Raw genomic sequence first — 15,320 nt, 5'->3', positions numbered from 1 at the left:
CTGCTAGCGAAAGCGGTGTAACAGTCAACGAAGATGTTGAATGTTCTGGCCCCTTCGCGAGCAGGCTCGCTCCCACAGGGGTTAGGTGATGGACATTGCCCCCGCTCTCGCTGAACCCGGCAGCTTCAAGCCCGAGGCGGCGAGCAGCTCTTGCGTATACGGATGCTGCGGCGCCGAAAAGACCTCCCGCGACGATCCTTGCTCCACCACTTTGCCGTCCTTGATCACGATCAAGTCATGGGCCAGCGCATGCACCACTGCCAGGTCATGGCTGATAAACAAATACGTCAGTCCGTGACGAATCTGCAATTCCCTCAGCAGTTCCATCACCTGCTTTTGCACGGTGCGATCCAGCGCCGAGGTCGGTTCGTCCAGCAGGATCAACGCCGGTTCCAGCACCAGTGCCCGGGCGATGGAAATGCGCTGACGCTGCCCACCGGAAAACTCATGGGGATAGCGATGACGACATTGCGGATCAAGGCCGACTTCTTTCAGTACGCGTATTACCGCTGCCTCACGCTCCGCCGGCGTGCCGATGCCGTGGGTCAGCAAGCCTTCGGCGATGATCTGCTCGACCGACATGCGCGGGCTCAAGCTCCCGAACGGGTCCTGAAACACCACCTGCATTTGCCGGCGCAATGGCCGCATCAAACGCTGATTGAGAATGCTCAATTCCTTGTTGCCGAAGCGGATACCGCCCTCGGATTCCACCAGTCGCAAAATCGCCTGGCCGAGGGTGGACTTGCCCGAACCCGACTCACCGACAATGCCCAGGGTCTTGCCGCGATGCAGGCTCAAACTGACCCCGTCCACGGCTTTGATGTAATCCTGCGTGCGGCTGAATAGCGCTTTGGGCAGGGGAAACCAGACCTTGAGGTTGTCCACTTCCAGCAGGTTATGGCTGTACTCGCTGGGCACCGGCGCTCCGACCGGCTCGGCTTCAATCAGCAAGCGGCTGTAGGGATGCTGTGGCGCGCGGAACAGTGTTTCGCAGGATGCCTGCTCGACAATCTCGCCCTCACGCATCACGCACACCCGCTGGGCAATCCGTCGCACCAGGTTCAGGTCATGACTGATCAGCAACAACGACATGCCCAGGCGCTGCTGCAATTCGATCAGCAACTCGAGAATCTTCTGCTGCACCGTCACATCCAGTGCCGTGGTCGGCTCATCGGCGATCAACAGTTCCGGTTCGTTGGCCAGCGCCATGGCGATCATCACTCGCTGCCGCTGGCCGCCGGACAATTGGTGCGGGTAAGCCTTGAGGCGCTTGTGCGGTTCGCGAATGCCCACCCATTCCAACAGCTCCAGGGTTCGCGCACGGGCGGCGCGCCCCTTCAAGCCTTTATGGATTTCCAGCACTTCGCTGACTTGTTTTTCCACGGTGTGCAGCGGGTTCAGCGAGGTCATTGGCTCCTGGAAAATCATCGCGATCCGGTTCCCGCGCAAACCACGCAATTGCGCTTCGCTGGCGTGCACCAAATCCACGCCGTTGTAGCAAATGCTGCCCGAGGTGGTGATGGTTTTACCCGGCAGCAGCCGCAGAATCGAGTGCGCCGTCACCGACTTGCCCGAGCCCGATTCACCCACCAGCGCCAGGCACTCGCCGCGACGGATATCCAGGTCCAGCCCATGCACCACTTCATGGCCGTCGAAGGCGACGCGCAGGTTGCGGATTTTGATCAGGTTGTCGTTCATTTCAATTCCTCGGATCAAACGCATCGCGGCAGGCCTCACCGATAAACACCAACAACGAAAGAATCAGCGCCAGGGCGAAAAACGCCGTGAGCCCCAGCCACGGAGCTTGCAGATTGCGCTTGGCCTGGCCGATCAATTCACCCAACGACGCCGTGCCGGCGGGCATGCCGAAACCAAGAAAATCCAGTGCCGTGAGGGTGGCGATGGCGCCGGTCAAAATAAAGGGCAGGTAGGTCAGGGTCGAGGTCATGGCGTTGGGCAGGATGTGCCGGCGCATCAATTCGCTGTCGGTCAGGCCCAGTGCGCGTGCGGCTTTCACGTACTCCAGGCTGCGGCCCCGCAGGAACTCGGCGCGCACCACGTCCACCAGCGCCAGCCATGAGAACAGCGCCATGATCCCCAGCAACCACCAGAAACTCGGCGAGACGAAGCCCGACAAAATGATCAGCAAATACAACACCGGCAGCCCCGACCAGATCTCCAGAAGTCGTTGACCGAGCAAATCCACCCAGCCGCCGTAGTAGCCCTGCAACGCCCCGGCGCCGATGCCGATCACCGCGCTGATCGCGGTCAGCAGCAAGGCAAACAGAATTGAAATCCGCGTGCCGAAAATCACCCGCGCCAACACGTCCCGGGCCTGGTCATCGGTGCCCAGCCAATTGCTCGCTGACGGCGGACTCGGCGCCGGCTCGGTCAGGTCATAGTTGACCGTGTCATAGCTGAACGGAATCGGCGGAAACAGCATCCACCCACCCTGACCTTCGATCAGGTTGTGCACGTAGGCGCTGGCGTAGTCCGGCTGGAACGGCAGTTCGCCGCCGAAAGTGATTTCGTCGTAGTCCCTGATAATCGGGAAATACCAGGCGCCGTGGTAATGCACGATCAGCGGCTTGTCGTTGGCGATCAACTCGCCGCCCAGGCACAGCAGGCACAGGCCAATGAACAGCCACAATGACCAGCGCCCGCGCCGGTTGGCCTTGAAGTGCGCGATGCGCCGTTTACCCAATGGCGACAGTGTGAACATCAGGCAGTCCTCGCCGAGAAGTCGATGCGCGGGTCGAGCAGGGTGTAGCAGAGGTCGCCGATCAGCTTGATCAGCAGCCCGAACAACGTGAACAGAAACAGCGCGCCGAACACCACCGGGTAGTCCCGGGACACCGCCGCTTCGTAGCTCATGCGTCCGAGGCCATCGAGGTTGAAGATGGTTTCAATCAACAGGGATCCGGCGAAAAAGACCTCGATCAAGGCCTGGGGAATGCCGGCCACCACGAGCAGCATTGCGTTGCGAAACACATGGCCGTAGAGCACGCGTCGTTCGGTCAGACCCTTGGCCCGGGCGGTGATCACGTACTGGCGACTGATCTCGTTGAGGAAGCTGTTTTTAGTCAGGATCGTCAGCGTCGCGAAGCCGCCAATCACCAGCGCCGTCACGGGCAACACCAGGTGCCAGAGGTAATCGCCGACCTTGCCCAGAGGGCTGAGGCTGTCGAAATTGTCCGAGACCAGCCCTTGCACCGGGAACCAGTTGACGTAGCTGCCGCCGGCAAACACCACGATCAGCAGAATCGCAAACAGGAACGCCGGCATCGCGTAGCCGACGATGATCGCGGTGCTGGTCCAGACGTCGAATGCACTGCCGTTGTGGATCGCCTTGCGCACCCCCAGCGGAATCGAGATCAGGTACGTGATCAAGGTGGCCCACAGCCCGAGGGAGATCGACGTCGGCAGTTTTTGCAGGATTAGGTCGATGACCTTGGCCCCGCGAAAGAAGCTGTTGCCCAGATCCAGTTGCGCGTAGTTCTTGAGCATCAGCCACAGGCGTTCGTGCATCGGTTTGTCGAAACCGTAGTGGTGCTTGATCTCCTCGATCAGCGCCGGGTCGAGGCCGCGGCTGCTGCGCCCGGCACCGCCGACGGCGGAGACCTCGCCGCCGCTGCCGCCCATGACGTTCCCGCCAAAGCCTTGCAGGCGGGCGATGGCCTGTTCCACCGGACCACCCGGGGCGGCCTGCACGATCAAAAAATTGACCACCAGAATGCACAGCAACGTCGGGACGATCAGCAGCAAACGGCGACTCATATAACGCCACATGTCACTGCACCCCCGCGAGTTTGCGCTGGGCGCTCATCTGTTGGTTATCCAACGGTCTGGCGGCGACTTCCCACCACGTATTCAGGCCTTCGTCGTAGGCCGGTTGGGTCGCTGGCATGCCGAAGCGGTTCTGATACACCGTCGGCGTGCCTTTGGCGTAGTAGTTGGGAATCATGTAGTAACCCCATTGCAGCACCCGGTCGAGGGCGCGGGCGTAATGCACCATGTCGTCGCGAGAGTTGGACTGGACCAAACCATCGATCAGGCGATCCACCGCCGGGTTGGCCAGCACCATCGAATTCGAGCTGCCGACCTGTGTGGCGCTTTGCGAGGCATAGAGGCTGTAGAGCTCGCGACCGGGGGAGACGATGGGGTCGCCGCTGCGTGGAAAACTGGTGACGATCATGTCGTAGTCCCGGGCGTTGAGACGGTTGACGTACTGCGCCGAATCGATCCGCCGCAGATTGAGGGTGATGCCGATCTGCGCCAGGGTTCGCTTGAACGGCAGCAACATGCGGTCGAAACCGCCCTGGCCGTCGAGGAAGGTGAACGCCATCGGCTCACCGGCAGCGTTCACCAAATGATTGTTTTTCGGCGTCCAGCCGGCCTCGGCCAACAACTGAAGGGCCTGCAATTGCTTGTCGCGGATGTAGCCGCTGCCATCGGTTTTTGGCGCCTGGTACACCTGGGTGAACACTTCATCCGGGACCTGACCGCGCAACGGTTCAAGAATCTCCCGTTCACGAGCGTCTGGCAGTTCAGTGGCGGCCATTTCGCTCTTCGGCCAGTAGCTGTTCTGACGCACGTAGAAGCCGCGCATCATCTGCTTGTTGGTCCATTCGAAATCCCACAGCAGGGTCAGGGCTTGACGCACACGGCGGTCCTGGAAAAGCGGATTTTGCAGGTTGAACACAAAGCCCTGGGCGGCGGTGGGTTTGGCCGGGGCGAGGATTGACTGCTGTAAGCGGCCGTCGTGCAGGGCCGGGCTGTCGTAGCCGACCACGTAGCCGGACGAGGAAAACTCGCGGTTGTAATCGAATGCGCCGGCCTGCAACAGTTGCCGGGCGACGTCGGTGTCACCGTAGAAATTCACCGTCAGGCTGTCGAAGTTGTACATCCCGCGGCTGACCGGCAGGTCCTTGCCCCACCAGTTCGGGTCGCGGGCAAAACTGATGCTGCGCCCGGCGTCGACCTTGCTGACGCGGTACGGGCCGCTGCCCAGCGGTGGCTCAAAACCGCCGCCATTGGCGAAGTCGCGGGTTTTCCACCAGTGCTCGGGCACGACGCGCATCGTCGCCAGGTCCAGCGCGAGGGTGCGGTTGAGGTTGTTCTTGAAGTTGAAGCGAACCGTGTCCGGGCCTTCGATTACCACGTCCTGGACGTCGGCGTATTGCTGGCGATAACTCAGACTGCCCTTGGTCATCAACAGCTCGAAGGTGTAGCGCACGTCTTCGGCGGTGATGGGCGTGTTGTCGGCGAAGCGGGCTTTGGGATTCAGGGTAAAGCGCACCCACAAGCCGTCAGGGTCGCGTTCCATGTGCTGGGCGATCAGGCCGTAGACCGTGTAAGGCTCGTCCAGTGAGCGAAAGGCCAGGGGCGCGTACACCCAATCGTTGACCTGCACCACCGAGATGCCTTGGTCGGCATACGGCGTGATGTAGTTGTACTGGCCGATCTCCATGGACGCGCGGCTGAGCGATCCGCCCTTGGGCGCTTTGGGGTCGACGAAGTCGAAATGCTGGAAATTGGCCGGGTACTTCGGCGCCTCGCCATACACCGTCATTGCATAGCTGCCGGCGGCCAGCGCGGACGCCGCGTTGCAGAGCAGTGCAACACCGAGCAGCAGACCCGCCATGTTGCGCGTGAATGTCATGAAGTTTTTCCTCTAATTCCGAAAAGCCCACGGCGGCAGGCGGTCCACCGTGGGGTGCGAATTTCGCAATGAGGTCGGGGAAGTCACAATGCCGGTCAGTCGAGCGCGAACCCTGTGGGAGCGGGCTTGCTCGCGAATGCGCAGTGTCAGGCCACATCAATGCGACTGACACTCCCTCTTCGCGAGCAAGCCCGCTCCCACAGGTTGCACGCCTTGGCAGATCGGCATCGTGGGGAAGGTCGGAGCATTGCGCTTCCCCCCGACCGTGACTCAGAAGTGGTACGTCATGCGCGCGAACAACGTGCGGCCCATCGGGTCGGCGTAGCGTGGGTCATAGCCACTCTGGAAGGTGTAGGCCTGGTTGGAGAACGGCGGATCGCGGTCGAAGACGTTCTTCACCCCGGCGTCGAGGTCCAGGACTTTGTCGAAGGTGTAGCCGGCCGACAGGTCCCACAGCGAGTACGAGGCAACACGGTCGTAGGTCGTGCGGTCGTAGTCGTTGTAACCCGTGGTGAAACGGTTGACCAACGAGGCCCGGGCCGCGCCCAGGGTCCAAGTACCGCTCAAGGCATGCTTCCAGCGCGCAATCACGCCATCGGCTTCGAAGTCGCCGACCTTGTCGGTGTACGGGCCTTTGATGGTGCTCTGGAAGTCGTAGCGATCAACGTAAGTGCCTTGCAGCCCCAGTCCGAATTGACCGTAAGGCGTGTTCGGGAAGCGATAGTCGAGGGACACGTCGATACCGCTGGTTTTGACGATGCCCAGGTTGGCGTTGCCAGTGACGATGTAGTTCAGCGAACCATCGGCATTGCGCACGAAGCGGTCGGTGTAGGTGTCGGCCTGGTCAAACACGGTGGACTCAGGGAATGGCTGGATCTGGTTGGAAATGTGAATCCACCAGAAATCCAGGCCCACCGACAGGTCGCGGACCGGTTGATAGACAAAGCCCAGAGTCACGTTGCGCGCCTTCTCTGGCGCCAGGTCCTGATTGCCGCCGCCCTTGGCGAGGAACTGCTGGCCGCAGTCGCGACCGGCGTTGCCGCCCGCTTGCAGTACGCCGCCGGTGCACAACACCGGATCGTTGTAGTTGGCTTGGGTGAAGGAGAGGCTTTGCGGGGCGTACAGCTCATACAGGGACGGTGCGCGGAACCCTTCGCTGTAGGCGCCACGGACCACCAGCTCCTTGAGTGGCTGATAGCGGAACGAGTATTTCGGGTTGGTGGTGCTGCCGAAGTCGCTGTATTTGTCGTGGCGCACGGCGGCGGACAGTTCGAGGCTGTCGAGCACCGGCACGTTGATTTCGGCATACGCCGCTTTCACGCTGCGATCACCGGAAACGCTGGCGGCCGAGTCGGCGCCGAGGCTGGAAATATCGTCGACGAACGATTCGTAGTCCTGGTGGAACTTCTCCTTGCGGTACTCACCACCCAGCGCCAGGCCGGAGGGGCCGGCGCCGAACCAGTCACCGATTTCGCGGCTGACCCGACCATCGAAACCGATCACCCGACCAACAGCCGAGGTGTAGGGACCGTGGTACATCGCTTGGTTGATGAATTCCTGCCCGGCGCTGCTTTGCGGGCCAAACGGGTTGAGCAGGCCGCTGGCCAGGCCGGCGGTCATCGCCGAGTCACTGACGTAGCCGCTGGTGACGCTGGAGATAACCTTGTTCTGGTTGTACGAGGCGCCCGCGTTGTAATCCCAGCCACCGACCAATCCATCGAAGCTCAGGATGAAGCGCTGGGCGGTGTTCTGGTCCTTGGATTCCCGCGCGCCGGCCGCTGTTTCGCGCCAGTTCACGCCGATCGGTTGCGTTGGGTCGAGGGTGAAATCGGTTGGCCCGGGAGTGATGCCGTTGCCCGGGTAGTAGGGCGACGATGAGTCGAGCGTCTGGCCGGTCAGTGGCGCCGGCGCGACGGCGGTGGCGTTGTTGTTGCGAGCCCAGAAATACTCGAGGTTGACGTTGTGATCGTCCGCCAGTTTGCCGGTGGCCTTGCCGAAGAACGAGGTCTTCTCGGTTTGCGGAATCAAGTCGATGTAGGAGGACGTCGCAAAGCGGCACACCCCTTGGCGCGAGACCAGATTGGGACCGTTGCAGTTGCTGCTGGCCAGCGGGTTGGTGGCGTTGTCACCCTGGCTGTAGTTGCCGGGGAACGCGGTGCCGGAGGTTTGATCGAGGCCGCGTTCCGGTCGGTAGGAGGTGGCGAAACTGCGGTCCTTGGCTTGCAGGTTTTCTTGCTTGTTGTAGTTGAACACCCCGAGCACGTTAAAGCGGTCATTGTCCAGATCGCCAAAGCCCCAGCTGGCGCTCATGTCTTTGCTGTTGCCGCCGCCACTGTGGGTCGGGGTTTCGCCGCCGAGGGTCAACTGGCCATCGGTCATGGTCTTTTTGGTGATGAAGTTGATCACGCCGCCGATGGCGTCCGTGCCGTATAGGGCCGAGGCGCCGTCGCGCAGGACCTCCACGCGGTCGATGGCCGCGAAGGGGATCAGGTTCAGATCGACCCCGGCGCCATTGGAGGTGTTGGTGCCGGAGAGGGCGTTGTTCGCCAGGCGTCGGCCGTTGAGCAGGATCAGCGTCTTGTTCGCGCCGATGCCACGCATGTCGGCATAGGACGCGCCGCCACTGCCGGACCCCACGGAGCTGGAGCTGTTGATCACCGACTGGCTGCCCGTGACCCGTTGCAGCAACTCGGCGGTGGTGCTCACGCCTTGTTTGCGCAAGTCATCGGCGCGCAGCACGGTAATCGGCACTGCCGTCTCCGCATCGACCCGGCGAATCGCCGAGCCCGTCACTTCCACCCGTTGCAGTTGCGTGGTGGCCGGTGCCACCGCGGCCGGGACGACTTTACTGCTGTCGTCCTCGGTGCCGGCCTCAGCGGCTTGCAACGACCCGGCGCCCATCCCCATGGCCACCAGGTACAACGGAACAAAACGGTGACGTTGAATCGTTGCCACCAACGGCTTGAGCGTGAAACGTGAAGTGTTCATCAGCATGGTTACTTCCGACTTTATTAGACGTTTATCGAAATGGCCTTGTGAGCCCTCATTGCTCCGGCATCGGTGGTACCGCGCCCGGAAAACCACTTTCTTCAAGCAAGCCGATCCCCTCCGAAGACGCGGTGCGTTTTTCGGTCGGCTGGTTACGACGGGATTTCAACGAACGATGCCGGGCGAGCCCTCGCTACACGACCGGCACCGAACTCAGCGGGTAGTCATCACCGATATCTTGGTAATGCCCGAACGCTCGATCGAGGCCATGGCCTTGGCCACCTGGCCGTAATTGACGGCGGAATCCGCTTGCAGCTGAACTCGCACCTCGCTGTCCCTGGCCTTGACCTCCTTGAGGCTGGCTTCCAGGGACTCGGGCGCCAGCTCGGTCTTGGCCAGGTAGAACTTGCCGTCCTGATCGACGCTGACCACCACCGGGTCTTTCTTTTCGGCGGGGGCCACGGCATCGGTTTTCGGCAAATTGACCTTGATGGCATTGGTCATCAGCGGCGCCGTGACAATGAACACCACCAGCAGCACGAGCATCACGTCCACCAGCGGCGTGACGTTCATTTCGCTGAGTACTTCATCGCTGTCTTGAGTGGAAAAGGACATCAGCTGGCCTCCCGCACGGCGGCTGTGGTTTTGGCGATGGCCTGGCGGGTGATGGAAAACGCGCTGCGCTGGGCGAGCGCGTCGAAGTCGTGGGCGAAGTCATCCATGTCCGCCGAAGCGAGTTTCAAACGACGCAGGAAGAAGTTGTAAATCAGCACCGCCGGCACCGCAACCGCGATGCCGACACCGGTGGCGATCAAGGCGTGGCCGATGGGGCCGGCCACAGTTTCCAGGCTGGCCGAGCCGCTGGCGCCGATGCTTTGCAGGGCTTCCATGATTCCCCATACGGTGCCGAACAGGCCAATGAACGGCGCGGTGCTGCCGATGCTGGCGAGGATCGCCTGACCGTTTTCCAGGGAGCGACGCTCCTTCTGGATTTGCTGACGCAGGTTGCGTTCCAGTCGATCCGAGCGGTTGATGGTGTGGGCCAGTTGCTGGGTGGTGCGAGGCGATTCATCCACCAGCAAGGCTTCGAAACCGCTGCTGGCGATCCGCGCCAGTGAGCCCGGATATTGACTGGCGTGCTCGGCGGCGGTAAGCAGATCCGGCGCGCCCCAGAAGGCTTTGCTGAACTGTTTGTTCTGGGATTTCTGGCGCAGGTACTGGGCGGACTTGACCAGCAAAATCGCCCAACTGACCACGGAAAACAGCACCAGGCCCCAGAGCACGCCCGGGACAATCATCGAAGAGAGTGAATCGTTCATGGCTACACCTCGCTTGCATTAATCGGTTTTGAGTTCAGTTATTGCGGCAACTTGAAGTCGATGGTTTGGGTGGCGAATCCGTCGATGGGGGTGTCGCCGCGTTTGGCCGGAATGAACTTCCAGGCTTTCACCGCCGCGACCGCTGCCTCATCCAGTTGTGGTTTGCCGCTGGATTTGGTCACTGTCACCTCACCGGCACGACCGCTGGCCAACACTTGAATACGCAGAGTCACGGTGCCTTCCCAGCTACGGCGCAAGGCCAGAGACGGGTATTCCGGCGGCGGGTTACCGAGGCTGGCCAGTCCGGAAACCGCCGCTGACTCTTTCACCGGGCCAGGCGCGGCTGCCGGTGCCGGTGGCGCGCTTGGCGTTGACGGCGCTGCGGGGGCTGCCGGTTGAGGTGGGGCCGGCGGGGCTTTGGGTGGCTCGACCTTCTTCACCGGCTTGGGTTTTTCCACCGGTTTCGGCTTCTCTATCGGCTTGGGTTTTTCCACCGGTTTGGGCGGCGGCTTGACCGCGTCCTCGTCCTCTACGGGCTGCTCGGGTTCCGGTGGAGGCGGCGGGGGTGGCGGTGGTTCTGGAGTCGGTGGCGCGGGAGGCGTCGGGCTGGTCAGCTCGACGGTCATTTCCGGGATTTCGGGTGGTGTCGGCAGCGGTTCGGCCTTGGCGTGCTGGAAAAACCACCAGGCGCCGCCGTGTATCAATGCCGACACCGCTACCAGCAACAGCACCTGTTGCTTGCTCAACCCAGCGGGTTTCGACGTGTTGCTTTTATAGGGATGACTGCCCGCTACCGGCAGGGTCGGATCATCCCGTAACGGTCCCGGCAGGGCTCTGTGCTTTACCGCGTCGTTCATTAAAGCTCCCTCGGCTAGATGAAGGGCAATAAGGTGCCGTCCGAACATGGGTGCAATGTTCGAGTGGTGTGTTTCAACTTTTTCAAGGGTGTGCAGAAGCCGATAGTTAAACTATCTATTGAAGTGGCTCATGCAAGGTTCTGGTGTGGTGCTACCGACATCGTGTGTTCATTAACGATTCCCTGATTATCCAGTGTGGGTGAGACAGGCCGATGTACGACGGTGACTCATGTTGGGTACATAGCAACCGTTGTGCCAGATAGTGCTGGCGGGTGGGCCGATTAATTCAACAACGTTACCCGTGTCGCATTTATATAAGTTTGCAGAGGGGCCACGCTTATTACCGGCAAAGACCGGCCATTCACCCCTGAATGCCGTGCTTTTTCAGGGGCGAGTCCTGCCGGTCGCTATATCGCGCTAATCAGCGAAATAGAGCGGCTGTTGGCCAGTACGCCGGTGCACGCATTGGTGCGCGACGGGTTGATTTGGTGCGAGTCAGTGTTTATTGGGTCAAAGGAGCTTTTCCTTGTTGTAATGCAAATAAAACCAGCAGACGACGACAAGCGTGATTAAGTCGCCTGGAACACTTTTGGTGCGCTATACAAAACTCACTATCGAGTACAAAGACTGTACGTAAAAGGGTGACGCTTAGTTGTTGTAGGGGGATGCCTAGTTGTCGTGACAGAAAATTCTCGATCAGGAAACTGTATCGGCTGTTGTATTTAAAAAATAAATAGTACGCGCTGTCGGCAAGCTTTATTGCCAAACAAGGCGCGCAGTCACCTGGTTCAGGTAATAAAGTATTCGAGCAGGGTGTCAGCGGGGATGTAGGTCACAAGGGGAGAGTCGTTGGCCAGAACAGGCCTTGATAACGGTCGAAGATTCACGCTGTGATTTCCTTATTGCCAGCCTGGACACACGAACTTTTGATTCGGTGTCGCACCTTACAAGAACGCGGATAGCGTTCAATGATTGCTCTTGGTGCGGGGTGGGCACCGTAAGCGCTGTTTTGCGAGGTTAGAGTTTCGCAAGTTGCGGGTGCATGGAAAAGGCGTGCCAAAGTGGATACAAAGCGGAGAATTTTTCTACGAGGGTCTGCACCGACCTCGTGGCGAACGGGCTTTTGTGGCGAGGGGGGCTTGCCCTCGCTGGATCGCAAAGCGTCCCCCAAAATCTGCAATCGCCGTGTTTCAGGTACACCGCGTGCGATGGTTACGACTGCTGCGCAGCCGGACAAGGGCAAGCCCCTCGCCACAAAAAGCGCCCCCGCCACAGGGTTTGTGTTTTTTCTGGGGGTAGACGATCACACGCGACGACGCACAAACTTGCGCCACAACCAGACCCACAACATCAACAGCGGGAAGGCCAGGATCAGGAACGGCAGCGCGTAACTGCCTTTCTCCAGGGCATCGACGGCGCCATCGGCCAGGTTGTCCAGCAGGTTGCTGAACGCCTGGCTCAGGTGCGACGAGCGGCTACTGGCGCCGGTCGGCTGGAACGACAGCGTGATCCGATTGGTATCGAGTCGGCGCTGATGGCCGGCGGCGACTTGGGCCAGGGCTTGCAGTTCGTTCTCGATGGCGGCCTGTTCTTTACTCAGGGCGATCAGGTCGGTGACGCTGATATCACGGCGGCTCGCCAGTTCGTCCAGCCGCTGCTGCTGGGCCTTGAGGCGTTCCTGACGGCGGCGGGTGTCGTCCACGGCATCGGCGAGGTCTTCGGCGGTGGTGATGCGCTGACCCATCTCACCGCCCTCGGCGGCCATGGCGACCAACGGTTCAACACCGGCGGGAGCGATGCGCAAGGTGATTTCGGCCCGGCCGGCGCCTTGTTCGATGCGCAACACATTGCAGGCGCCGAAACGCGCGGTTTCGCAGGCCTCGCGGGTGGCCTGCAGGCGCGGCACGATTTGCGCTTGTGGCAGCATCAACTGAACATCATGCTCATAAGCGAGCATGGCACCGCCACGTCCTTGTTCACCGGCTAGACTGGCCGATGACGACCGTTCGCTCGGCGAGCAGCCGCTCAGGGCCAGGCAGGCCAGTAAAAACCAATAGACGCGTGGCATTGCGGCAGGTTTGCCATCCGGTTGGCGCATGTTCATTCCTTGATGTGTGCAGTGGGGCGCCAGCAGTGCGCCCCGGGATGGCGCATCTTACCTGCATCAATCGGCCAAATGGCAGGGAACATGCTCCCGTGGCCAGCCGTCTACCGACTGACTGTTTGTTCGCCGGGAGGGCGCGACATGTATCAGCTTTACGGACACCAGAATTCCGGCGCGGCGGCGATCGAAGCGGCCCTTGAGCTCTGTGAGATTCCTTATCGTTTTATTGATGTTGCTGCGTCGACCGAGGCGGCTCACGCGCTGGAAAAGCTCAACCCGCTCAAACAGATTCCGACGCTGGAACTGCCCGATGGCAGCATTCTCACCGAGAGCGCGGCGATCCTGATTCACTTGGGACTGACGTTTCCCAAGTCGAAACTGCTGCCCAAAGACGCTGGCGAGCGTGATCAAGCGATTCGCGGCCTGGTCTACATCGTCTGCAATTGTTATTCGGCCATCGGCGTCATCGACTACCCCGAGCGCTGGTTGGCCGAGGCGGATGAGGCGTCCAGGAAAAACCTCATGGCCGGCGCCCGCAAACGCTTGCACAGGAGTTGGGAAGTGTTTGCCGATCAGTTTTCCGGTGAGCTGTACCTGGGCGAAGAAACACCGGGAGCGCTGGATGTGCTGGCGGCGGTGGTGTCGCGCTGGGCCGGCAGCCGCGAATATTTGCGCAACGCCCGGCCCGGGTTTTATGCGTGGCTGACGCGCATCGACCGGCATCCGACATTGGCGCCGGTGTTTGCCAGGCATTGGCCAACCTGAAGAACGCCACAAACCCAAGGTGGGAGCGGGCTTGCTCGCGAATGCGGTGTGTCAGTCAATCCATGTGGCGACTGACACACCGCTTTCGCGAGCAAGTCGAATCGTCGCACCGCCACTCCCACAGGGGAATTGTGGTGTGTAGGGGGATTATTCCCCGCGAATGTACTGCTCCAGCTGCCGAATCAATTCCGCCTGTTCGGCAATCGCTTCCTTGACCAGGTCGCCGATCGACAGCAAGCCGATCAACTGGCCGTTTTCCACCACGGGCAAATGGCGCAGGCGTTTTTCGGACATGATGCCCATGCAAGTTTCGACGGTTTGGTGGGTGTCCACGGTGATCACCGGCGACACCATGATTTCGCTGACCGGCGTGCCGACCGAGGAACGCCCCTTGAGCACCAGTTTGCGAGCGTAATCACGCTCGCTGATGATGCCCACGACTTCGCCATTTGCCAGCACCGGCAGCGCACCGACGTTTTTCGCGGCCATCACCATCAGCGCTTCCAGCACCATTTGATGGGGCGCGATGGTATGGACTTCCTGGTTTTCGTTGGCCTTTAACTTGAGCAGTTGGGCGACGGTTTTCATGGCGGCTTCTCTGGTGTTGTCGTTGTTCTTGAAGAATCGTAGACGCAAGCGTTCAGGGCAAGGCAGAAAGCGGCAGATAACGCGCAAAAAACGTCATTCGGCGGTTTTTCTTCCGTAAACCTCACGAACCAGGTCAATAAACGCGCGCAAACCGGCGGGCACGTGTCGATTGGCCGGGTAATACAGGCACAGGCCGGGGTAGGGCGGCAGCCAGTCTTGCAGCACCCGGATTAGCCGACCGGCAGCCAGATGCCCGGCAATCGAATGTTCGCTGGTACAGGCCAGACCAACGCCTTGCAGCGCGGCGTCGACGATCAGTTGATGGCTGTCGAGGGTCAGCGGGCCGTTGACGTCGATGATCTGTTGATGCCCGCGCTTCTCGAATTCCCAACGGTACAGCGCGCCGCTGGCAAACCGCGTGCGAATGCAGCTGTGCTTGGCCAGGTCGGCCGGTGAGCGCGGTTTACCATGGCGGGCGAAATACTCCGGCGAACCGACCACCGCAAATTGCAGCGGTGGACTGCAAGGCACGGCGATCATGTCCAGCGGCACGCTGTCGGCCAGGCGGATACCGGCATCGAAACCGTCGGCGACGATGTCCACCAGCGCGGTGTCGGTGACGATGTCCAGGCGCATGTCCGGGTAACGTTTGAGGAATTCCACCACCACCGGGGTCATGATCATCTGCACCGCGGCTTCGGTGGCGTTGATCCGCAGGGTGCCGCTGGGGGTGTCGCGAAACTGGTTCACCGCTTCCATCGCCACCGAAATCTCATGCAACGCCGGCTGTACCCGAGCCAGAAACTGCTCGCCAGCCTCCGACAACGACACGCTGCGGGTGGTGCGATTGAACAGCCGCACGCCCATGCGTTGCTCCAGCGCGGCGATGGCATGGCTCATGGCCGAGGGCGACATGCCCAGTTCATCCGCCGCGCGACGGAAACTGCGGTGGGTTGAAACGGCGACCACGGCATTGAGTTCCAGCAAGCCCATCTTTTGCATTGTGCTGTTTCCTGCATCAGTTCATCCCATATTAG

General features: G+C 60.9%; 12 protein-coding genes. 1 reads left to right on the top strand and 11 read right to left on the bottom strand.

Going from position 1 to position 15,320, the window contains the following annotated elements:
• Window positions 1–81: 81 nt before the first annotated feature.
• The 9 genes from HB680_RS26100 to HB680_RS26060 form a co-directional block, all read right to left on the bottom strand.
• Window positions 82–1,698, bottom strand: coding sequence for an ABC transporter ATP-binding protein (locus HB680_RS26100; protein ID WP_213941285.1), 1,617 nt, complete (start codon window positions 1,696–1,698; stop codon window positions 82–84).
• 1 nt (window position 1,699) lies between these two features.
• Window positions 1,700–2,722 carry an ABC transporter permease gene (locus tag HB680_RS26095; RefSeq protein ID WP_213941284.1) on the bottom strand — a complete coding sequence of 341 codons (1,023 nt, stop codon included), beginning with the start codon at window positions 2,720–2,722 and terminating at the stop codon, window positions 1,700–1,702.
• Window positions 2,722–3,789 carry a microcin C ABC transporter permease YejB gene (gene yejB, locus HB680_RS26090; RefSeq protein ID WP_213941283.1) on the bottom strand — a complete coding sequence of 356 codons (1,068 nt, stop codon included), beginning with the start codon at window positions 3,787–3,789 and terminating at the stop codon, window positions 2,722–2,724. Before yejB ends, HB680_RS26095 begins: the two co-directional genes overlap by 1 nt.
• A 1-nt stretch (window position 3,790) precedes the next feature.
• A complete protein-coding gene (locus HB680_RS26085) occupies window positions 3,791–5,662 on the bottom strand; it encodes an extracellular solute-binding protein (RefSeq protein ID WP_213941282.1) in 1,872 nt (623 codons plus the stop codon).
• Window positions 5,663–5,932: 270 nt separating this feature from the next.
• Window positions 5,933–8,656, bottom strand: coding sequence for a TonB-dependent receptor (locus HB680_RS26080; RefSeq protein ID WP_213941281.1), 2,724 nt, complete (start codon window positions 8,654–8,656; stop codon window positions 5,933–5,935).
• Window positions 8,657–8,863: 207 nt separating this feature from the next.
• The gene (locus HB680_RS26075) at window positions 8,864–9,265 is read right to left on the bottom strand and encodes a biopolymer transporter ExbD (RefSeq protein ID WP_213941280.1); all 402 of its coding nucleotides are present in this window, start codon (window positions 9,263–9,265) and stop codon (window positions 8,864–8,866) included.
• Complete coding sequence (locus HB680_RS26070) at window positions 9,265–9,969, bottom strand: MotA/TolQ/ExbB proton channel family protein (protein WP_213941279.1); 705 nt, start codon at window positions 9,967–9,969, stop codon at window positions 9,265–9,267. The genes HB680_RS26075 and HB680_RS26070 overlap by 1 nt, the downstream gene beginning before the upstream one ends.
• 38 nt (window positions 9,970–10,007) lie before the next feature.
• Complete coding sequence (locus tag HB680_RS26065) at window positions 10,008–10,826, bottom strand: TonB family protein (RefSeq protein ID WP_213941278.1); 819 nt, start codon at window positions 10,824–10,826, stop codon at window positions 10,008–10,010.
• Between the two features lie 1,303 nt (window positions 10,827–12,129).
• Entirely contained in the window at window positions 12,130–12,924 is a 795-nt protein-coding gene (locus HB680_RS26060; RefSeq protein ID WP_213941277.1) for a DUF4349 domain-containing protein, read from the bottom strand.
• Between the two features lie 147 nt (window positions 12,925–13,071).
• On the opposite strand from HB680_RS26060, the gene HB680_RS26055 reads away from it, so the two are divergent.
• Window positions 13,072–13,695, top strand: a complete 624-nt coding sequence (locus HB680_RS26055; protein ID WP_213941276.1) for a glutathione S-transferase family protein — start codon at window positions 13,072–13,074, stop codon at window positions 13,693–13,695.
• 147 nt (window positions 13,696–13,842) lie between these two features.
• Here HB680_RS26055 and HB680_RS26050 read toward each other — a convergent pair whose 3' ends face one another.
• Window positions 13,843–14,283, bottom strand: coding sequence for a CBS domain-containing protein (locus HB680_RS26050; RefSeq protein ID WP_213941275.1), 441 nt, complete (start codon window positions 14,281–14,283; stop codon window positions 13,843–13,845).
• A 93-nt stretch (window positions 14,284–14,376) separates the two neighbouring features.
• On the bottom strand, window positions 14,377–15,285 hold the full coding sequence (locus HB680_RS26045) for a LysR family transcriptional regulator (RefSeq protein WP_213941274.1): 909 nt from the start codon (window positions 15,283–15,285) through the stop codon (window positions 14,377–14,379).
• Window positions 15,286–15,320 lie beyond the last annotated feature (35 nt).

Origin of the sequence: Pseudomonas sp. dw_612, assembly GCF_018449725.1 — a bacterium.
Lineage (GTDB): Bacteria > Pseudomonadota > Gammaproteobacteria > Pseudomonadales > Pseudomonadaceae > Aquipseudomonas.
The sequence above is the reverse complement of the archived record's forward strand: the minus strand, read 5'-3'. Positions and strand labels throughout refer to the sequence as shown.

Bases quoted from the DNA above. Each gene is read 5' to 3' on its own strand.
- HB680_RS26050 (WP_213941275.1), bottom strand. From the start codon at position 14,283: ATGAAAACCGTCGCCCAACTGCTCAAGTTAAAGGCCAACGAAAACCAG.
- HB680_RS26080 (WP_213941281.1), bottom strand. From the start codon at position 8,656: ATGCTGATGAACACTTCACGTTTCACGCTCAAGCCGTTGGTGGCAACG.
- HB680_RS26060 (WP_213941277.1), bottom strand. From the start codon at position 12,924: ATGCGCCAACCGGATGGCAAACCTGCCGCAATGCCACGCGTCTATTGG.
- HB680_RS26055 (WP_213941276.1), top strand. From the start codon at position 13,072: ATGTATCAGCTTTACGGACACCAGAATTCCGGCGCGGCGGCGATCGAA.
- HB680_RS26085 (WP_213941282.1), bottom strand. From the start codon at position 5,662: ATGACATTCACGCGCAACATGGCGGGTCTGCTGCTCGGTGTTGCACTG.
- yejB (WP_213941283.1), bottom strand. From the start codon at position 3,789: ATGTGGCGTTATATGAGTCGCCGTTTGCTGCTGATCGTCCCGACGTTG.
- HB680_RS26095 (WP_213941284.1), bottom strand. From the start codon at position 2,722: ATGTTCACACTGTCGCCATTGGGTAAACGGCGCATCGCGCACTTCAAG.
- HB680_RS26075 (WP_213941280.1), bottom strand. From the start codon at position 9,265: ATGTCCTTTTCCACTCAAGACAGCGATGAAGTACTCAGCGAAATGAAC.
- HB680_RS26100 (WP_213941285.1), bottom strand. From the start codon at position 1,698: ATGAACGACAACCTGATCAAAATCCGCAACCTGCGCGTCGCCTTCGAC.
- HB680_RS26065 (WP_213941278.1), bottom strand. From the start codon at position 10,826: ATGAACGACGCGGTAAAGCACAGAGCCCTGCCGGGACCGTTACGGGAT.
- HB680_RS26070 (WP_213941279.1), bottom strand. From the start codon at position 9,969: ATGAACGATTCACTCTCTTCGATGATTGTCCCGGGCGTGCTCTGGGGC.
- HB680_RS26045 (WP_213941274.1), bottom strand. From the start codon at position 15,285: ATGCAAAAGATGGGCTTGCTGGAACTCAATGCCGTGGTCGCCGTTTCA.